This window comes from Salinifilum aidingensis, from assembly GCF_054782015.1.
Window position 1 is genome coordinate 54,603 of record NZ_BAAGTH010000008.1, and the last position, 18,686, is coordinate 73,288.

Consider the following 18,686-nt stretch of genomic DNA (forward strand, 5'->3'; position numbering starts at 1 on the left):
ACCGCGGGCACGCGCGCCCTGCCGCGGGCACCGCACTCCGGGGTTCCGCCGCGCCGTTCTCCGCCGTGCCGTTCACGGGGCGGGGCGCACCCGCCCGCCGCCCACCGCCGCGACCCCCGCGGTCCGCACTGGTCCGACCCCCCGGTCCGAGGAGTACAGCGTGGATTCCTTAGTGCACTGGCTGCAGCACGAAACCGCCGGACTGCTCACGCTCTGCGCGAGCGGCATCGCCGTGCTGCTGCTCATGATCATCCGCTTCCGGATCGAACCGTTCATCGCGCTGATCATCACCAGCCTGCTCGTGGCCGTGGCGGCGGGACTGCCCCCGGAGCAGATCCTCGGCTCGGCGCAGTCCAGCGGGGACTCGCTGCTGGAGAGCGGTTTCGGCGACATCCTCGGGCACATCGCCGCGATCGTGGGACTCGGCACGATCCTCGGCTCCCTGCTGGAGCAGTCCGGAGGGGCGCAACGGCTCACCCGCTCGTTCCTGCGGGTGTTCGGGGACCGCAGGGCACCGCTGGCCATGGGTCTGTCCGGCTTCGTCTTCGGCATTCCCGTGTTCTTCGACATCGGCGTCTTCGTGCTCGCACCGCTGGTCTACGTCGCCGCGCGGCAGAGCGGCCGTTCGATCCTGCTGTACTGCCTGCCGCTGGTCGCAGGCCTGTCCATGACCCACGCGTTCCTCCCTCCCCACCCCGGACCGGTGGTGGCGGCCGGACTGCTGGGCGTGGATCTCGGCTGGCTCATCGTCATGGGACTGGCCTGCGGCCTCCCGGCGCTGGTCGTCAGCGGCGTCCTGTTCCCGGCGTGGATCGGCAACAGGATCCACGTCCCGGTCCCGGAGGAGATGCTCTCCGCGACCGACTCCGCGGAGGAGCCGGAGCGCGGGGCTCCCGGACTCGGCACGGTCGGTCTGATCATCGCCCTGCCGATGGTGCTGATCCTCGGCGGCACGGTCGGCAGCCTCGCGCTCACCTCGGGCACCACCGCGTACGACCTGGCGACGTTCTTCGGCAACCCGGTCGTCGCCCTGCTCATCTCCGTGCTGCTGGCCTTCTGGCTGCTGGGCGCGCGCCGCGGGATGTCCGGTGCCGAACTGTCGGCGCTGACCGGCAGGGCGCTGCGCCCGCTGGGCATGATCCTGCTCGTCGTGGGAGCCGGCGGGTTCTTCGGCACCGTGCTCGCCGAGACAGGTGTGGGCGAGGCCCTGGCCGGTTCCCTGAGCGCGGCCGGCCTGCCCCTGCTCGTCTCGGCCTACGTCATCAGCGCGGGACTGCGCATCGCCCAGGGATCGGCGACGGTGTGCATCGTGACCACCGGCGGCATCATCGCCCCGCTGGTCGCCGACCAGGGCTACGCGCAACCGCAGCTCGCGCTCATCGCGGTGGCGATCGCGGCGGGCTCGGTCGTCGCATCGCACGTCAACGACGGCGGTTTCTGGATCATCTCCCGGTACTTCGGGATCTCGGTCAAGGACACGCTGCGCACGTGGACCGTCCTGGAGACCGTGCTGTCGCTGGTCGCCTTCGGGACGGCCGCCGCGCTGAGCGCGTTGCTGGCCTGACCGCGCGGAGGTGCGCGAGCGCGGTTCAGCAGTCGTAGTCCACGGTGACCGCGTCGGTGTCCGGCAGCGACTGGCACGTCAGCACGAACCCGTCATCCACTTCGGACTGCTCGAGGGCGAAGTTGCGCCGCATGGTCACCGCGCCCTCGGTGACCTTGGCGCGGCAGGTGCCGCACACCCCGCCCTTGCAGGCGAACGGCAGGTCCGGCCGGGACTTCTGCGCCGCGTCGAGCACCGGCGTGTCCTTGGGCAGGGTGAGCGCGGAGGTGCGCCCGTCCAGGGTGATCTCCACCTCGGCGCAGTCCCCCTCGGGGACGGTTTCGCTGCGCCGCACCGGTTCCGGCGGAACCTCCTCGACGTGGAACAGCTCCTGGTGCACGCGCTCGTCGTCCACGCCGATCCCGGCGAGCACCTCGCGCGCTGCCGTGACCATGCCGTGGGGGCCGCACAGCCACCAGTGCTCGTCACCGGCAACGGCCACGAGGGAGTCCACGAGCCCGCGCAGCTTGGCCCCGTCGAGCCGCCCGGACACCAGGTCCGACTCGCGGGGTTCGCGGGAGAGCACGTGCACGAGTTCGAACCGGGCCGGGAACCGGTCCTTCAGGTCGGCGAGCTCGTCGGCGAACATGACCGTGTCGCTGCGCCTGTTGCCGTAGACGAGGGTGACGTGCGCGTTCGTCTCGCGCAGCAGGCTGGCGGCGATGGACAGCACCGGCGTGATCCCCGATCCCGCGGCGACGAGGACGTGCCGGTCGGAGGTGTCGTCGCCGGGGCTGAACGATCCGGTGGGCGGCTGCACCTCGATCACGTCGCCGGGCGCGACCTCGTTCACCAGCCAGCTGGAGAACAGCCCGTCCGGGACCAGCCGCACTCCGATGCGCAGCGCGCTGCCCCGCGCGGCGCAGATCGAGTACGACCGGCGGTGCTCACCGTCGGGCAGCCGGCGGCGCAGCGTCAGCGACTGGCCGGGCCGGAAGTCGAACACGTCGGCCGCCTCGCCGGGCACCTCGAAGGTCACCGCGACCGCGTCCTCGCACAGCCGGTCCACCGAGGCCACGCGCAGCGGGTGGAACTGCCGGCGCCGGTTCGGTGCGGCCGCGCTCGCGGGTGCGGTGGCGACCGCGGTGCGTTCGGTGGTGGTCACGTCACAGCTCCTTGAAGTGTTCGAACGGCTCGGCGCAGCTGCGGCACCGCCGCAGCGCCTTGCAGGCGGTCGACCCGAACCGGGAGAGCTCCTCGGTCTCGCGCGAGCCGCAGCGCGGGCAGGTCACCGCCCGCCGCGGGGGGCCGAGGGTCAGCGGCACCGGACCGCTGCCGTGCGCCGGAGCGCTGCCGGGCGGGGCGATGCCGTGCTCGGCGAGCTTGCGCCTGCCTTCCGCGCTGATCCAGTCGGTGGTCCACGGCGGGTCGAGCACGGTGCGCACCTCGACGTCGGCGAAACCCGCCCCGGTCAGGCGGCGGTGCACGTCCGCACGCATCTCCGCCAGCGCCGGGCATCCCGAGTAGGTCGGCGTCAGCGTCACCACGACGGTGCCGTCCGCGGCGAGCTCGACCGCGCGCAGCACGCCGAGATCGGCCAGCGTGAGCATGGGCAGCTCCGGGTCGGTCACCGCCTCGGCGACCGACCGCGCCCGCTGCTCGGCGGAACGGGTGGGGCTGCCGATCACCATGTCGCCTCCGGGTGCGCACGCGCCAGGCTCTGCATCTCGGCGAGCACGTAGCCGAGGTGTTCGGTGTGCACCCCGTCGCGGCCGGCGCGGCCGCCGACGCCGGCGAGGGAGCTCGCCTCGGGCTGCGCCAGCGTCGCGGTGCTGCGCACCTGCTCCCAGGCCGCGTCGAACTCCGCTCGGGCCTGCGACGGGTCGACGCCGACACCGGCGTCGGCGGCGGCGCGCTCCGCGGCGTGCGGGCGGAACAGCTCGTCCACGAGCGGCCACACCTCCTCGACGCCGGACTGCATGCGGGTGTGCGACTCCGCGGTGCCGTCGCCGAGCCGCACGATCCACTTGGCGGTGTACTCCCGGTGGTACTCGAGCTCCTTGACGCCCTTGGCGGCGATGGCGGCCAGCACCGGGTCGCGCGAGGAGCGCAGGCGGGAGAACACCGCCAGTCGCCAGGAGGCGAACACGAACGCCCGCGCCATCGTCTCGCCGAAGTCCCCGTCGGGCGGTTCGACGAGGCGGACGTTGCGGAACTCGTGCTCGTCGCGGAAGTACGCCAGCGCGTCCTCACCGCGCCCGGTCCCGTCCACCTGACCCGCCCTGCCGAGCAGCATGCGGGCCTGGCCGAGCAGGTCGAGCGCGATGTTGGCCAGCGCCACCTCGTCCTCGAGCTCCGGCGCGGCGGTGACCCACTCGGTGAGCCGCTGCGCGGCGATGAGCGCGTCGTCGCCGAGCATCAGGCAGTACTCGCCGAGCAGCGCACCGTCCACACCGCCCGGAACTGCTGTGTCCACTCCGGACAGCGGATCGTCGAACCCGGTTCCGAACGCCCACCGGGGTTCGGCTTCGGCGGAGGCGAGCGCCTCGTAGGCGTTGTCGAACGACATGGCCGGCCTCACATGTGCGGGACGTCGTCGGGAATGCTGTAGAACGTGGGGTGGCGGTAGACCTTGTCCCCGTTCGGCGCGAACATCGGGTCCTTCTCGTCCGGGCTCGAGGCGGTGATCGCCTCGGCGCGCACGACCCAGATGCTCACGCCCTCGTTGCGCCGGGTGTAGAGGTTGCGCGCGTTGTGCAGCGCCATCTCCTCGTCGGCGGCGTGCAGCGAACCGACGTGGACGTGGTTGAGTCCGCGCTTGCCGCGGACGAAGACCTCGAACAGCGGCCACGAGGCGCGGGTCTCGCTCATGACGTGCCCTCCTCGGCGTGCTTGGCGGCGTGGGCGAGCGCGGCTTCGCGCACCCACCTGCCGTTGTCGTGCGCGGCGCGGCGGCGCCGCATGCGCTGGGCGTTGCACGGCCCCCGGCCGGAGATCACGTTCTTGAGCTCGGACCAGTCCGGTTCGCCGAAGTCGTAGTGGTCGCGCTCGGCGTTGAAGGCCAGTTCCGGGTCGGGCAGCGTCACGCCGAGCGCTTCGGCCTGCGGCACGGTCATGTCGACGAACTTCTGGCGGAGTTCGTCGTTGGTGTGCCGCTTGATGCGCCAGGCCATGGACTGCTGCGTGTTCGGCGAGTCCCCGTCCGGCGGCCCGAACATCATCAGCGAGGGCCACCACCAGCGGTCCGTCGCGTCCTGCACCATCCGGCGCTGCTCGGCGGTGCCGCTCATCATCGTCAGCAGCATCTCGTAGCCCTGCCGCTGGTGGAAGGACTCCTCCTTGCAGATGCGCACCATCGCCCGCGCGTACGGGCCGAAGGAACTGCGGCACAGCGGCACCTGGTTGCAGATGGCCGCGCCGTCGACGAGCCAGCCGATGACGCCGATGTCGGCGAAGTTCAGCGTCGGGTAGTTGAAGATCGAGGAGTACTTCTGGCGACCCTCGATGAGCTTGTCGGTGAGCTCGGCCCGGTCGACGCCCAGGGTCTCGGCCGCCGAGTACAGGTAGAGCCCGTGCCCGGCCTCGTCCTGCACCTTCGCCAGCAGGATGGCCTTGCGCCGCAGGCTCGGCGCGCGGGTGAGCCAGTTGCCCTCCGGCTGCATGCCGATGATCTCCGAGTGCGCGTGCTGCGCGATCTGCCGGACCAGGGTCTTGCGGTAGCCCTCGGGCATCCAGTCCCGGGGCTCGATGCGCTGGTCGCGAGCGATCCGCTCGTCGAAGTGCTGCTGCAGTTCCCCCTCGCCGGGGGTCTGCGCTTGTTCGACGACTGCTCCGCCGGTCGTCACGGGGACCACCTCCGCCGTTGCCGTGCACCGCTGGCATTCACGATCGGAATTACCGACCGTTCGGTCAGTAAATATTTTCGCGCAGGACACCTGCGGAACGCAACCCCCTCGCCGGGCCGTTCCGCGGTGCCTGCCGGGCCCGCTCAGGCGGAGCCGGCCGTCGCCCCGGCGTCCCGCTTGGCCACGAGCGTGAGCACGTCGTACTTGGCCACCGAGTCGCCGTTGCCGTTGGTCACGTCGGCGTCCCACCGGACCTCGCCGTGGGCCGCGTTCGCGCGCGGCGTGATGCGCTTGGCCGTCAGCGTCACCGTGATCTCGTCACCCGGGTAGGTCGGCGTGAGGAACCGCAGGTTCTCCAGCCCGTAGTTGGCCAGCACCGGTCCCGGCTCCGGCGCGACGAACAGCCCCGCGGCGAACGACACGACCAGGTAGCCGTGCGCCACACGGCCGCCGAAGAACTCGTTGGCCGCCGCGGCCTCCTCATCGGTGTGCGCGTAGAAGGTGTCGCCGGTGAACTCCGCGAAGTGCTCGACGTCCTGCAGCGTGACCTGCCGCGGACCGCCAACGACCGCGTCGCCCACCCGCAGGTCCTCCAGGTGCTTGCGGAACGGGTGCTCGTCGGTGATCGAGCGCCGGCTGCCCGGGACCCACTCGCCGCCGATCGCGGTGAGCGTGTCCGGATCGCCCTGCACCGCGGTGCGCTGCATGTGGTGCAGCACCCCGTGCAGGCCGCCCAGCTCCTGCCCGCCGCCCGCGCGGCCCGGCCCGCCGTGGACCAGCTGCGGCACGGGGGACCCGTGCCCGGTCGACTCGGCGGCGTTGTGGCGGTTGAGCACGAGCATCCTCCCGTGGCTCGCGGCCGCGCCGAGCACGACCTCCCGCGCGAAGTCGCGGTCGGCGGTGACCACCGACCCGACCAGGCTGCCCCGCCCGCGGCGGGCCAGCTCCACCGCTTGCGCCGCGCCCTCGTACGGCAGGAGCGTGCTGACCGGGCCGAAGGCCTCCACCTCGTGCGGCTGCGAGCGCTGCGGATCGTCGCAGCGCAGCAGCATGGGCGGGACGAAGGCTCCGTGCTCGGCATCGGCCCCCACCGGTTCCACCCGGTCCGGGTCGCCGTGGACCAGCTGCCCGGCCTCCAGCAGCGCCTTCACCGAGCGCCGCACCTCCTCGCGCTGCTCGAGGCTGGCCAGCGCCCCCATGCTCACGCCCTCGGCACGCGGATCACCGACCACGACGCGCTCCAACCGCTGCCGCGCGGCCGCGACCACGTCGTCGAGGAGACCCGCGGGAACCAGCGCCCGGCGGATCGCGGTGCACTTCTGCCCCGCCTTGACGGTCATCTCCGCGACGAGCTGATCGACGAACAGGCCGAACTCCTCGGTGTCCGGCCCGGCGTCGGGGCCGAGCACGGAGCAGTTCAGCGAATCCGCCTCCGCGTTGAACCGCACCGCCCGGTCCACCAGCGTCGGGTGCGCGCGCAGGCGTTCGGCCGTGGTCGCGGAACCGGTGAACGACACGAGGTCCTGGTCGGTCACGTGCTCCAGCAGGTCCCCGGCACCGCCGCACACGAGCTGCACCGTCCCCTCCGGCAACAACCCGGACTCCACGATGAGCTCGACCAGCCGGTGCGTGAGGTGCGCGGTCTGCTCGGCCGGCTTGATCAGGCTCGGCACGCCCGCCAGGAACGCCGGGGCGAGCTTCTCCAGCGGTCCCCACACGGGGAAGTTGAACGCGTTGATCTGCACCGCCACCCCGCGCAGCGGTGTGCACACGTGCCGACCGAGGAACGTGCCGCCCTTGCCGAGCGGTTCGGTCCCGCCGTCGAGGTAGACGGTGGAGTTCGGCAGTTCGCGGCGCCCCTTGCTGGCGTAGGTGAACAGCACCCCGATCCCGCCGTCCACGTCGAACTTGGCGTCTCCCCTGGTCGCACCGGTGCGCGCCGACAGCTCGTACAGCTCCTGGCGGTGCTCCCGCAGGTGCGAGGCCAGCGATTTGAGCAGTGCCGCGCGCTGGTGGAACGTCAGTTCGCGCAGCGCCGTCCCGCCGGCCTCCCGCCCGTGGGCGAGCGCGCCGGCCATGTCGATCCCCGCCGAGGAGACCCGGGCGATCTCCGCGCCGGTGACCGCATCGCGCATCGGGGTCCCCTCGTCGGCGGGCTGCTGCCAGCGACCGCCGACGTAACTGGGCAGTGCACTCATCTTCAACGACCTCCTCACCGGACGCGCCGGTCGATCGGTACCGCGGAGCCGGCGGCGGCTCCGGCAGCGACTCCGCGGTTCGCCCGCGGGGCTACTCGCCCCGGAACTCGGGCTGCTGCTTGTTCAGGAACGCTTCGACCGCAGTGCTGTGGTCGCTGGTCGTGGCCAGGCGCTCCTGCGCCAGCGCCTCGGCCTCGAGGGTGGCGCCGAGCCCTTCCTGCGCCCGCAGCAGCGCCTTGAGCTCGGCGTAGGCGGCGGTGGGCCCGTGCGCGAGCTGCCGGGCCAGCTCCCACGCCGCCGACGGGGTCTCCTCGGCGGCGACGACGCGGTGCACCAGCCCCCACTCGTGAGCCGTCTCGGCCGGGATCATCTCGCCGAGGAAGAACAACCGGCCGGCGCGGGAAGCACCGATGGCGCGCACGAGGCTCGCGCTCAACCCCGAGTCGCTGGCCAGTCCGATGCCGGTGAAGGCGGTACCGAACTTGGCCCGGTCGGCGGCGACGCGGACGTCGCCGGCCAGGGCGAACCCCAGGCCCGCTCCCACGCACGGACCGTTGATGCCGACCACGACGGGCTTCGGCAGTTCGGCCAGCGCTGTCACGATCGGGTTGTAGTGCTCCCGCACCGTCGCCAGCGCGCTGCCCGCGTCGGCGCGCAGCGCCTGCGCGTGCTCGGCGAGGTCCTGGCCCACGCAGAAGGCCTTGCCCGCGCCGGTCAGCAGCACCCCGCGCACCGCGGTGTCCGCGGCGGCCTCGCGCAGGGCCTCCAGCAGCTCCTCCTTGAGCCGCTGGTCGAGCGCGTTCGCGGCCTCCGGGCGGTTCAGCGTGATCGTGCTGACCGCGTCGGCGGTTTCGCAGTGCACCGCGCTGTCGGTGGTCATGGACTTCCTCCGCTCACTCGTTCCAGTCGTGGAAGCCGAGCCCGCTCTTGCGGCCGAGTTCCCCGCGTTCCACCTTGTCCCGCAGCACCTGCGGCGGGGTGAAGCGCTCGCCGAGGGTGCGGCTCAAGTATTCGGCGACGGCCAGCCGCACGTCGAGCCCGACGAGGTCGGTGGAGCGCAGCGGACCCATCGGGTGCCGATAGCCCAGTTCCATGGCGGTGTCGATCGACGCGGCGTCGGTGACGCCCTCCTCGAGCATGCGCATGGCTTCCAGCCCCAGGGCGACTCCGAGGCGGCTGGTGGCGAACCCGGGGGAGTCGCGCACGACGATCTCGGTCTTGCCGAGCGCCCGCGCCCAACCGCGCACGGCCTGCACCGCGCCCTCGCCGCTGGCGTCGGAGGCGACGACCTCGACGATCTTCGAGGCGGGAACCGGGTTGAAGAAGTGCATGCCGACGAAGCGCTCGGGAGCCCGCAGCGCGGCGCCGAGCTCGGCGATGGACAGCGAGCTGGTGTTGCTGGCCAGCACCGTCGAGGCCGACACCGCCTCTTCGGCGGCGGTGAGCATCCGGACCTTCAGCTCCGGGTCCTCCGGCACCGCCTCGACGACGAGGTCCGCCTTCGCCGGCAGCTCGGAGAGCTCGGTGGTGGTGCGCAACCGCTGCAGCACCGCCTCCGGGGAGGCTTCGAGCTTCCCGCGCTGGCGGGCACCCTCCAGACCGTCGCGCACGCGCTCGCGGGCCACCCGCGCCGCGGCCTCGTCGCTCTCGACGATGTGGACCTCGGCGCCGAGCGCGAGGAACACCTGGGCGATCCCCGCGCCCATGCGTCCACCACCGAGGACACCGACCAGTTCAGCCGTGTCGCTCACGTCCGTTCCTCCGTTCCTCCGACCCTGCTCGCCGTGCTCGGCCGCACCCGCGAGCGGCGCGGGGTGGGCATTTCCCGGGAAATGCCCGCGACTTCTCCCGAGAAGTGCTCCCGGCTCCGCTGGAGATCGTGCGCCACCGGCGGGCTCCGGCGGAAGCCGGCGGCGCGGCTGCTCCCCGATCGCGGCACGATCGGCGGTCTCCCCCGAGCCGGATTCACCCCTCGGACGCGTGCTCCTCCCGCACCTCCGGTGAGACTGGACCGCGACGCGCAGCGATCCCCGTTCCAGCGGCGGGAACTCCGGCGGTGGAGCAGGGTTGACAACACATCGGGCACGGCCAACACTGCACATTAATAACCGACTGTTCGGTCAGTTCGCAAGGTGGTGAGACCCTGTGACCACGTCGGATCTGCCCGTGGCAGCGTCCACGCGCGCCATGCTCGACGACGACCACGCCTCCAGATCTCTCGGCATCGAGGTCGACGAGGCCGCCGACGGGTGCGCCTCGGCCCGGATGCGCATCACCGCCACCATGGTCAACGGGCACGGCATCGCGCACGGCGGCTACGTCTTCACGCTGGCCGACACCACGTTCGCCTGCGCCTGCAACAGCCACGGTCCCACCACCGTCGCCGCCAGCGCGGAGATCACCTTCGTCGCCCCCGCCCGCGAAGGGGACGTGCTGCACGCGCGCGCGGAAGAACGGGTCCGGTTCGGACGGAGCGGCATCTACGACATCACCGTCCGCCGCGGACCGGAGTCCGACAGCACCGTGGTCGCGGAGTTCCGCGGGCACAGCAGGAGCATGAAAGAAGGGAAGGAGGCAGGGAAATGACCGGGACAACGGAGTCGCCGGCACCCGCCGACACCGTCGCCGCACCGGCCGCGGTCGCACCCGGCGACATCGCGCGCACCCGCACCGAACTCGAATCCCTGCAACTCGAGCGTCTGCAGTGGACGCTCTGGCACGCCTACGAGAACGTCCCGTTCTACCGCGAGCGCTTCGACTCCGCCGGCGTCCACCCTCGCGACTGCCGCGCCCTGTCCGATCTGGCGAAGTTCCCGCCGACGACCAAGTACGACCTGCGGGACAACTACCCCTTCGGCATGTTCGCCGTGCCCCGCGAGCAGGTGCGGCGCATCCACGCCTCCAGCGGCACCACCGGCCAGCCCACGGTCGTCGGCTACACCGAGCACGACCTCCAGGTCTGGTCCGACGTGGTGGCCCGGTCCATCGCGGCCGCGGGCGGTCGCGCCGGCGACATGGTGCACGTCTCCTACGGGTACGGGCTGTTCACCGGCGGGCTCGGCGCGCACTACGGGGCGGAGCGCCTCGGCTGCACCGTCGTCCCCGCCTCCGGCGGGATGACGGCGCGCCAGGTGCGGATCATCCGGGACTTCCGCCCCGAGATCATCATGGTCACCCCGTCCTACATGCTCACCCTCATCGACGAGTTCCGGCGCCAGGGCGTCGATCCGCGCGAGAGCTCCCTGAAAGTCGGGATCTTCGGCGCCGAACCGTGGACCGAGCAGATGCGCCGGGAGATCGAGCAAGCCGTGGACATCGACGCGGTGGACATCTACGGCCTGTCCGAGATCATGGGCCCGGGCGTGTCCTCGGAGTTCGCCAGCACCAAGGACGGCCCGCACGTCTGGGAGGACCACTTCTTCCCCGAAGTGCTCGACCCGGTGCACGGCACGCCGCTGGACGACGGCGAGAGCGGGGAGCTCGTGTTCACCTCGCTGACGAAGGAGGCCTTGCCGATCATCCGGTACCGCACGCGGGACCTCACCCGCCTGCACCCCGGTACCGCGCGGCCGGAGTTCCGACGCATGGAGAAGATCACCGGGCGCAGCGACGACATGATCATCCTGCGCGGGGTGAACGTCTTCCCCAGCCAGATCGAGGAGCTCGTGCTGCGCTGCGAGGGCCTGTCCCCGCACTTCCAGATCTCGCTGGAGCGCGAGGGCCGCATGGACCGCATGACCATCCGGGTGGAGTCCGCGGAGAGCACCACCGCGGCGCGGATCACCGCGATCCCCGAGCAGCTGACCGAGTCGGTCAAGGAAGCCGTCGGGGTGACCGCCCAGGTCGAGGTGCTCGAACCGGACACGTTGGAGCGCTCGGTCGGCAAGCTGCGCCGGGTCGTGGACCACCGATGACCGGCCCGCCGCTACAGCTGGGAAGATGATGGCCATGACGGCGAGGACGGCGAGCAAGAACTCGAATCGCGGACGTCCGGGCTACGATCTGGACTCCCTGCTGCGCACGGCGGCGGTGGTGTTCCACGAACGCGGCTACGACGGCACGAGCATGGAGGACCTCGCCAAACGGCTCGGCATCACGAAGTCGGCGATCTACTACCACGTCTCCGGCAAGGAGGAGTTGCTCCGCCTGAGCGTCGACCGGGCGCTCGACTCGCTGCTCGCGGTCACCGAGGAGGCCGCCTCGCAGCAGGGGGCGGCGATCGACCGGTTGCAGCACGTGGTGCGGCGGAGCGTGCAGATCCTCATCGAGGAGCAGCCGTTCGTCACGGTGCTGCTGCGCCTGCGGGGCAACAGCAAGGTCGAACGGCAGGCGATGGCGCGTCGCCGCACGATCGACCACTTCCTCAGCGACCTCGTCGACGACGCCCAGAGCGAGGGCAGCATCCGCGCCGACCTCAACCCGGCGCTGACCACGCGGCTGCTGTTCGGCATGGTCAACTCGATCATCGAGTGGTACCAGCCCCGCAAGGGGCTGTCCGCCGAAGAGGTCGCCGACGCGGTGGTGACGCTGGCCTTCCGCGGACTCGCGTCCGCATCGGACGGCGACGGGTGAAACCCGGCGGCGGGCGGCCGAGGTCCGGGGGACCGGCACGGATCGGGGTGGTGGTGCATGGCACCACCACCCCGGACCGTTGCCACCGGTCACTCGCCGTTGGAGCGAGTGCCCGCCATCGCGAACGCGGCGACGCCCGCTCCCGCGATCACCATGACCGCACCGGCGATCACGTTGCTCCACACCAGACCCGCGGTCGGCCCGGCCGCGGGGACGATCCAGGTGGAGATGATCAGCCAGATTCCCAGCGGGGCCGCCACCCAGGACAGCCCGCCACCGCGCTCGGCCATGCCGGTGACGCCGAGGCCGATCCCGGCGACCACGAGGCCGATGACGAGGTGGTGCGTCGCCAGAGCGGGCACACCGCTCAACCCGATCACGAACGGTGAGATCGCTGCCCACACTCCGGCCAATGCGAGGACTCCGTCACCGAGGACCGTGCGGGGTGACCCCAGAGCCCCCCCGTACTGCCGCTGCAACTCGACCACGTCGGGGTGGTAACGCATGGATTCCCGTTCCGCGGTCCGACGCGGTTCTGCTCCGTCAACCACGGTGCTCCTCCTCCGTTCGAAGGTGCGCGTCCGCGGGGAGGAACTCCGCGCGGGCGCTGGAATCCCGGCGCGCCCTGTTGGGTACGAGGCGGAGAACCCGCAGGGCCGGAGCTGCCAGCACCGGCGACTCCACCGAGTTCTCCGCGTTCCTCGTGGTCCCGCCGCTCTCCGCGTTTCCGGAAGCGGGCTCCTCGCAGAGCCACCTCCGGGTGAGCGAACAGGCTGCCACCGGGAGCGTTTCGGTGCGCGGTCGGATCCGTGCGGGTTCCGATCGAGACCGTTGTCGTGCGGCGTCCGGGAGGCGCACCCGTCGCCGGCGGTCACCGGCGGCGCGTGCCGCTGGTTCCGCGAACGTCGCGCCGCGGACTTCCCCACGGAATTCCGCGACCAGGAGGCCGCGAACACGCGCATCGTGTTCGCCCGATCCATGTTAGCGCGTCCGCTTCCGCCGCAACCAGGACTTTCAGCCCGAATTCGGTCCGGAGTCCAGGCGGGGGCGAACGGCAGTTCGACCGCACCGCAGCCGCACCGCGACACCGCCGCGGATCAGTGCGGCGACTCCGGCGGGTCCGGTGCGCGCGGTGGATCCGGCCGCTCCGGTGGCGGGACCTCGGGCTCCTCCGGTGCTTCCGGAGCGGGAACCTCCGGCGGATCCGGTGGCTGCGGGGCCTCCGGCTGCTGCGGGGGTTCCGGCTCCTCCGGAGGTCGCGGCTGCTCCGGATCAGGCCTCTCCGGCCGGTGCGCCTCGGGCGGAGGCGGGGCGCCCACGGCGGCACCGGCACGCGCGCGCAGCCGGTCCGCGACCCGCTCCGCTGCACGGCGGGTTTCTGTCAGCAGCATCGACACCACCACGCCAGGGCCACCGCGCCACCGCGGCGGCACTCCTCCGATACTCGGCTACGCCCTCCCGGTACCCGGCAGGACCGCGCGCGACACGTCGTACCGAGGGCGAGCAGCGCACCCGCGGGGACCGGGCGCCGCACGGGGCCGGTCACCGAGCGTCACCGGCCCGGCGGATCAGGGCTTGCGGGCCACGGCGGCGTACTGCGGCACCGCTTCCTCCGGCGGGGAGGTGCTCACCGCGCCCGGATCCCAGTCGGCGCAGGAGACCAGCCCGGGCGACTGCACCTCGAGGTCACCGAGCAGACCGCGGATCTGCGCCCCGCTGCGCGCGGTGATCGGCGGGGTGGCGTTGGCGTTCCAGAACTCCATGGCCGCGCCGTTCTCCTCCCCGCCCAGTTCGGTGGTCGGATGGCTCAGCACGACGTAGCTGCCGGAGGGCACCGCGGCGGTCAGGCGTTCGACGGTGCGGCGGGCCTCGTCGACGTCGGTGAGGAAGTTGAGCACGCCGAGCAGCATGAGCGCCACCGGCCGGCCGAAGTCGAGCGTGCCCGCCGCCGCGTCCAGCACGGCCTCGACGTTGCGCGCGTCCTCGTGCAGGTAGTCCACGGGGCCGCTCGCGTCGTCGGAGGTCAGCAGCGCCCGGGCGTGGGCGAGCACCAGCGGGTCGTTGTCCACGTACACCACTCGGCAGCTCGGGTCGTGCCACTGGGCCACTTCGTGGGTGTTGTCCGCCGCGGGGAGCCCCGTGCCGATGTCGAGGAACTGCTGGACCCCGCGGTCCTGCACGAGGTGCCCGACGGCGCGGGCGAGGAACGCCCGGTCGGCGCGGGCGACCGTGGCGATCCCGGGGAACAGCTCGCGCACCCGGTCCCCCGCCTCGCGGTCCACGGCGTAGTTGTCCTTGCCGCCGAGCCAGTAGTCCCACACGCGCGCGTTGTGCGCGACGGTGGGATCGACGTGCGGGGTGGTCAGCGGCCCCTCGGCCTGCTCGGTCATGCGTCCCCTTCCTCGTGCGGCGTCGTCGCGCACATGCTTCTGCCTCCACCGCCCCCCGTCAAGGCGAGCCGCGCGCCCGCTGGCGGGAAGGGCTCACCTCCGCACCACCGACCGGCCCCGGTTCCCACCAGTCCCGGGTGCGCTTCGGGGCCTCGCGCCCGTGCTTAGAGATCGCTGTACTAACCTGCACCGCGTTGCGTAACCCGAACGTGGTTGTGCGCGGGAGAGCGCGGCCCTCCCGGACGTTCCGCCCCGAGCGGCGATTCGCCGCGAAGCGGGCACACCGTCCGGCCGGGTCGCGGTTCCCGGCCGTCAACCCGGCGCAAGTCCCCCGAACCCGGCGAAGGAGACGGAGTCACCGTGCACCACGCGGCGTCGCCCCGACCGAAACGCACGATCCGTGCTGCCTGCACGGCGGCGGTCCTCACCGCCACGATGGGCGTAACGGCCTCCCCCGCGCTGGCAGCCCCCGACCTCCCCGACGACCCCCAGCAGGCGGAGCAGAAGCTGCACGAGCTGTCCCGCCGCGCCGAGGAGCTCACCGAGAAGCACAAGAAGGCCCAGGACGACCACGAAGCCAAGCAGGAGGAACTCGCCAAGGCCACGGCCAGGGCGGAGCAGGCCGATCGCGTCGCCGAGCAGGCCCGCAACGAGGAGGAGCGCTTCCGCGGCCGCGTCGACCAGCTGACGAGCGCCAGCTACCAGGGGGCGCGGCTGAACAAGATGTCGGCGCTGCTGGCCAGCGAAAACCCGGATGACTTCCTCGACCGCGCCGCCACGCTCGACGTGCTGGCCAAGGACAACAACAAGGTGATCGGCCGGCTCGCCGCGGCCACCCACCGGGCGGAGAGGGCCGAGCACCGGGCGCAGGCGGCGCGCGACCGGGCCGCGAAGGCCGAAGCTGCCGCGGCGCGCCTGAAAACCGACATCGAAAACCGCAAGAGCGCCATGGACCAGCAGGTGGCCAAGGTCGAGGAGCACTACAACAGCCTCAGCCAGCAGGTCCAGGAGGAGATCTCCGGCGAGACCAGCTCGGTCGGGCAGCTCCTCGGCGGCGGTTCGGCCATCGAAGCGGTCAACGCGGCACTGGGCAAGCAGGGCTCGCCCTACGTCTACGGGGCCAAGGGGCCGAGCCAGTTCGACTGCTCCGGCCTGGTCCAGTGGTCGTTCCAACAGGCCGGGGTGGACCTGCCCAGCTCCACCCAGTCGCAGATCACCGAGGGCAAGGAGGTCTCGCAGAGCGAGATGAAGCCGGGCGACGTGATCTTCTTCTACAGCTCGGGCAGCCACAACGGCATCTACATCGGCAACGGGCAGATCGTGCACGCGCCCACCGAGGGGCAGACCGTCACGGTCGAAGAGGTCGCCTACATGGGTGAGGTCAACAGCGTGCGCCGCTACACCTGAGTCCGCACGGTCCTGCTGCCGAGCACCGGCCCGCGGCGCGCCACCGCTCGCGCCGCGGGCCGGTTGCTCGTCCGGTCCTCCCGTCCCCCGCACGCCGCGTGCGGCTGCCGCGCGCGGGCGCACCCGGTACCGCCCGAACGGAGGATCTCGGCGACACGCCGCCCCGAACCACCTCCGGAACGGTGCGCGCGCGGAGACGGTCGGCGATCCTGGGGCGAAGCGCCCACGGCGAACCGCGACCGCCCAGGCGGCAGGGGAGGCTGTCCGAGCATGACCGAAACACTTCGACCGGCCGTCGGAACTCCGGTTCCGCGCAAGGAAGACCAACCGCTGGTCCAGGGCAAGGCCACCTGGACCGACACGATCACCCCGCCCGGCACGATGCACGTGGCGGTGCTGCGCAGCCCCTTCGCGCACGCCCGCATCACGGCCCTGGACACCGCCGCCGCGGCCGAGCTGCCCGGCGTCGTCGCGGCGTTCAGCGGTGCCGACCTCGCCGGCGAGTGGGCCGGCATCCCGTGCGCCTGGCCGGTCACCGAGGAGATCCACCTGCCCGAGCACCCGCCGATGGCGGTCGACACCGTGCGCTTCGCCGGCGAACCCGTCGCCGTCGTCGTGGCCACCGACCGCGCCGCGGCCGAGGACGCCCTCGAGCGCATCGACGTCGACTACGAGCCCGCCGAGGCCGTCGCGGACGTCGAGGAGGCCCTGCGCGGTGGCCCGCTGGTGCACGAGCAGTTCGGCACGAACGAGTGCTACACGTGGGGCCTGGACAACGGCGACGTCCAGGCGGCGTTCGCGAACGCCGACGTCACCGTCTCGGAGCGGTACGTCCAGCAGCGCCTGCAGCCCACGCCGATGGAACCGCGCGCGGTGGTGGCCACCCCGGACCTGGGGGGCGGGGGGTTCACCCTGCACTCCTCGACGCAGATCCCGCACATCCTGCGCGGCGTGCTGGCGGCGGTGTGCTCGGTTCCGGAGTCCAAGCTCCGGGTGGTGGCCCCGGACGTCGGCGGCGGCTTCGGTGGCAAGCTCAACGTCTACCCCGAGGAGTGCCTGGCGCTGGCTCTGGCGCGACGGCTGGGCGCGCCGGTGAAGTGGGTGGCCGACCGCTCCGAGGACAGCCAGGCGATGACGCACGGCCGCGGCCAGGTCCAGTACGTCGACCTGGCGGCCACGAACGAGGGGCGCCTGCTGGGCATGCGGGTGCGCATCCTCGCCGACATGGGTGCCTACCTGCAGCTGCTCACCCCGGGAATCCCGCTGCTGAGCGCGTTCATCTTCCCCGGCGTCTACTCCTTCGACGCCTTCTCCATCGAGTGCCGGGGCGTGTTCACCAACCGCACCCCCACCGACTCCTACCGCGGCGCGGGGCGCACCGAGGGCATCTACGGGGTGGAGCGGGCCGTGGACGCGCTGGCCCGCGAGCTCGGTATGGACCCGGCCGAGGTCCGCCGCCGCAACTACCACGCCCCCTTCGACTCGGGGTCGACCACGCCCGCCGGGCTCGAGATGGACTCCGGCAACTACCCGCTCGCGCTGGACCGGGCGCTCGAACTGTCCGACTACGCCGGTTGGCGCGCCGAGCAGCGCCGCAGGCGCGACGACAACGACCCGGTGCAGCTGGGCATCGGCGTGTGCAGCTACACGGAGAACGGCGGGCTGTCCCCCTCGAAGATGACCGCCGCGCTGCGGCTGGGAGCACCCGGGTGGGAGATGGCCGGCGTGCGGATGCTCGCGGGCGGCACGGTGCAGGTCGTCACCGGCACCTCGCCGCACGGGCAGGGGCACGAGACCACCTGGGCGCAGATCGCGGCCGACGCCCTGGGCGTGGCCGTCGAGGACGTCGAGGTCGTGCACGGCGACACCAGCACCGCACCGTACGGGCTGGACACCTACGGTTCGCGCAGCGCGGCGGTCGGCGGCACGGCGGTGCACCTGGCCTCCCGCAAGGTCCTGACCAAGGCGCGGGCGATCGCCGCGCACATGCTCGAGGCCGCCGAGGACGACCTCGAGTTCGAGGCCGGGCGCTTCTCCGTCGCGGGCGCGCCCGGCGGGGGCGTCACCATCCAGGAGGTGGCGGGGGCCGCGTACCTCGCGGCCGACCTGCCCGAGGGGATGGAGCCGGGGCTGTCCGAGGAGCAGTTCTTCGACCCGCCGAACTTCACCTACCCCTTCGGCACGCACATCTGCGTGGTCGAAGTGGACACGGAGACCGGGAAGGTCACCGTGCCGCACTACTTCGGCGTCGACGATTGCGGCAACGTCATCAATCCCTCCATCGTGGATGGTCAGATGCACGGCGGCATCGCCCAGGGGATCGGGCAGGCGCTCTACGAGGAGGCCGCGCACGACGCCGACGGAACGCTCACCAGCGCCGCCCTGTCGGACTACCTCGTGCCGGCGGCACCGGAACTGCCCGAGTTCACCCTCGGGCACACGGTGACCCCCTCGCCGACGAACGCGCTCGGGGCGAAGGGGGCGGGCGAATCCGGCTCGATCGCCGCCACTCCCGCGGTGGTCAACGCCGTGCTCGACGCGTTGGCCCCGTTCGGCGTGGAGCACATCGACATGCCCGCCACTCCGCGGCGCGTGTGGGAGGCGATCCGGCACGCCCGGCAGCGGTCCTGACCGCGGGCGGGATCCCCGGGCACCGCGCCGGTCCTCGCGTGACCGCACCCCGGCGCGGTGCTCCCGGCTGCGGTGCCCGTCCTGACTCCACCTGCCCGCG

The 18,686-nt window shown here is 72.2% G+C and carries 16 protein-coding genes; 6 read left to right on the top strand and 10 right to left on the bottom strand.

Going from position 1 to position 18,686, the window contains the following annotated elements:
- Nucleotides 1-160: 160 nt before the first annotated feature.
- Complete coding sequence (locus ACYVJE_RS12340; protein WP_459159418.1) at nt 161-1,564, top strand: GntP family permease; 1,404 nt, start codon at nt 161-163, stop codon at nt 1,562-1,564.
- Between the two features lie 25 nt (nt 1,565-1,589).
- On the opposite strand, the gene paaE is transcribed toward ACYVJE_RS12340, so the two are convergent.
- From paaE to ACYVJE_RS12380, 8 genes are all read right to left on the bottom strand, one after another.
- Nucleotides 1,590-2,708: a 1,2-phenylacetyl-CoA epoxidase subunit PaaE gene (gene paaE, locus ACYVJE_RS12345; RefSeq protein ID WP_459159417.1), complete on the bottom strand. Its 1,119-nt coding sequence runs from the start codon at nt 2,706-2,708 to the stop codon at nt 1,590-1,592.
- Between the two features lies 1 nt (nt 2,709).
- A complete protein-coding gene (paaD, locus tag ACYVJE_RS12350) occupies nt 2,710-3,234 on the bottom strand; it encodes a 1,2-phenylacetyl-CoA epoxidase subunit PaaD (RefSeq protein WP_461144544.1) in 525 nt (174 codons plus the stop codon).
- A complete protein-coding gene (gene paaC / locus ACYVJE_RS12355; RefSeq protein WP_459159415.1) occupies nt 3,228-4,112 on the bottom strand; it encodes a 1,2-phenylacetyl-CoA epoxidase subunit PaaC in 885 nt (294 codons plus the stop codon). Before paaC ends, paaD begins: the two co-directional genes overlap by 7 nt.
- 8 nt (nt 4,113-4,120) lie before the next feature.
- Nucleotides 4,121-4,414, bottom strand: coding sequence for a 1,2-phenylacetyl-CoA epoxidase subunit PaaB (gene paaB, locus ACYVJE_RS12360; protein WP_459159414.1), 294 nt, complete (start codon nt 4,412-4,414; stop codon nt 4,121-4,123).
- On the bottom strand, nt 4,411-5,334 hold the full coding sequence (gene paaA, locus ACYVJE_RS12365) for a 1,2-phenylacetyl-CoA epoxidase subunit PaaA (RefSeq protein ID WP_459159962.1): 924 nt from the start codon (nt 5,332-5,334) through the stop codon (nt 4,411-4,413). The genes paaB and paaA overlap by 4 nt, the downstream gene beginning before the upstream one ends.
- A 197-nt stretch (nt 5,335-5,531) precedes the next feature.
- Nucleotides 5,532-7,586 (bottom strand): phenylacetic acid degradation bifunctional protein PaaZ, encoded by a 2,055-nt coding sequence (paaZ, locus tag ACYVJE_RS12370; protein WP_461144545.1) that lies wholly within the window; start codon nt 7,584-7,586, stop codon nt 5,532-5,534.
- 91 nt (nt 7,587-7,677) lie between these two features.
- Nucleotides 7,678-8,466, bottom strand: a complete 789-nt coding sequence (locus tag ACYVJE_RS12375; protein WP_461144546.1) for an enoyl-CoA hydratase/isomerase family protein — start codon at nt 8,464-8,466, stop codon at nt 7,678-7,680.
- Nucleotides 8,467-8,479: 13 nt separating this feature from the next.
- Nucleotides 8,480-9,337: a 3-hydroxyacyl-CoA dehydrogenase family protein gene (locus ACYVJE_RS12380; RefSeq protein WP_461144547.1), complete on the bottom strand. Its 858-nt coding sequence runs from the start codon at nt 9,335-9,337 to the stop codon at nt 8,480-8,482.
- A 436-nt stretch (nt 9,338-9,773) separates the two neighbouring features.
- Between ACYVJE_RS12380 and paaI the strand changes: the two genes are divergently transcribed.
- The 3 genes from paaI to ACYVJE_RS12395 are packed head-to-tail and all read left to right on the top strand — an operon-like array spanning nt 9,774 to nt 12,158.
- A complete protein-coding gene (gene paaI, locus ACYVJE_RS12385; RefSeq protein ID WP_459159961.1) occupies nt 9,774-10,172 on the top strand; it encodes a hydroxyphenylacetyl-CoA thioesterase PaaI in 399 nt (132 codons plus the stop codon).
- Nucleotides 10,169-11,500 (top strand): phenylacetate--CoA ligase PaaK, encoded by a 1,332-nt coding sequence (gene paaK, locus ACYVJE_RS12390; RefSeq protein ID WP_461144548.1) that lies wholly within the window; start codon nt 10,169-10,171, stop codon nt 11,498-11,500. Before paaI ends, paaK begins: the two co-directional genes overlap by 4 nt.
- Before the next feature lie 34 nt (nt 11,501-11,534).
- Nucleotides 11,535-12,158: a TetR/AcrR family transcriptional regulator gene (locus ACYVJE_RS12395; RefSeq protein WP_461144549.1), complete on the top strand. Its 624-nt coding sequence runs from the start codon at nt 11,535-11,537 to the stop codon at nt 12,156-12,158.
- Between the two features lie 89 nt (nt 12,159-12,247).
- Here ACYVJE_RS12395 and ACYVJE_RS12400 read toward each other — a convergent pair whose 3' ends face one another.
- Entirely contained in the window at nt 12,248-12,709 is a 462-nt protein-coding gene (locus ACYVJE_RS12400; protein WP_461144550.1) for an SPW repeat protein, read from the bottom strand.
- 1,017 nt (nt 12,710-13,726) lie between these two features.
- On the bottom strand, nt 13,727-14,548 hold the full coding sequence (locus ACYVJE_RS12405; RefSeq protein ID WP_461144551.1) for an SAM-dependent methyltransferase: 822 nt from the start codon (nt 14,546-14,548) through the stop codon (nt 13,727-13,729).
- A 435-nt stretch (nt 14,549-14,983) separates the two neighbouring features.
- Between ACYVJE_RS12405 and ACYVJE_RS12410 the strand changes: the two genes are divergently transcribed.
- Nucleotides 14,984-15,955: a C40 family peptidase gene (locus ACYVJE_RS12410; protein ID WP_461144552.1), complete on the top strand. Its 972-nt coding sequence runs from the start codon at nt 14,984-14,986 to the stop codon at nt 15,953-15,955.
- 270 nt (nt 15,956-16,225) lie between these two features.
- On the top strand, nt 16,226-18,586 hold the full coding sequence (locus tag ACYVJE_RS12415) for a xanthine dehydrogenase family protein molybdopterin-binding subunit (RefSeq protein ID WP_461144553.1): 2,361 nt from the start codon (nt 16,226-16,228) through the stop codon (nt 18,584-18,586).
- The last annotated feature ends 100 nt before the right edge of the window (nt 18,587-18,686 follow it).

Bases quoted from the DNA above. Each gene is read 5' to 3' on its own strand.
- paaD (WP_461144544.1), bottom strand. From the start codon at position 3,234: ATGGTGATCGGCAGCCCCACCCGTTCCGCCGAGCAGCGGGCGCGGTCG.
- paaC (WP_459159415.1), bottom strand. From the start codon at position 4,112: ATGTCGTTCGACAACGCCTACGAGGCGCTCGCCTCCGCCGAAGCCGAA.
- paaB (WP_459159414.1), bottom strand. From the start codon at position 4,414: ATGAGCGAGACCCGCGCCTCGTGGCCGCTGTTCGAGGTCTTCGTCCGC.
- paaZ (WP_461144545.1), bottom strand. From the start codon at position 7,586: ATGAGTGCACTGCCCAGTTACGTCGGCGGTCGCTGGCAGCAGCCCGCC.
- ACYVJE_RS12375 (WP_461144546.1), bottom strand. From the start codon at position 8,466: ATGACCACCGACAGCGCGGTGCACTGCGAAACCGCCGACGCGGTCAGC.
- paaI (WP_459159961.1), top strand. From the start codon at position 9,774: ATGCTCGACGACGACCACGCCTCCAGATCTCTCGGCATCGAGGTCGAC.
- paaK (WP_461144548.1), top strand. From the start codon at position 10,169: ATGACCGGGACAACGGAGTCGCCGGCACCCGCCGACACCGTCGCCGCA.
- ACYVJE_RS12395 (WP_461144549.1), top strand. From the start codon at position 11,535: ATGACGGCGAGGACGGCGAGCAAGAACTCGAATCGCGGACGTCCGGGC.
- ACYVJE_RS12405 (WP_461144551.1), bottom strand. From the start codon at position 14,548: ATGACCGAGCAGGCCGAGGGGCCGCTGACCACCCCGCACGTCGATCCC.
- ACYVJE_RS12410 (WP_461144552.1), top strand. From the start codon at position 14,984: ATGGGCGTAACGGCCTCCCCCGCGCTGGCAGCCCCCGACCTCCCCGAC.
- ACYVJE_RS12415 (WP_461144553.1), top strand. From the start codon at position 16,226: ATGACCGAAACACTTCGACCGGCCGTCGGAACTCCGGTTCCGCGCAAG.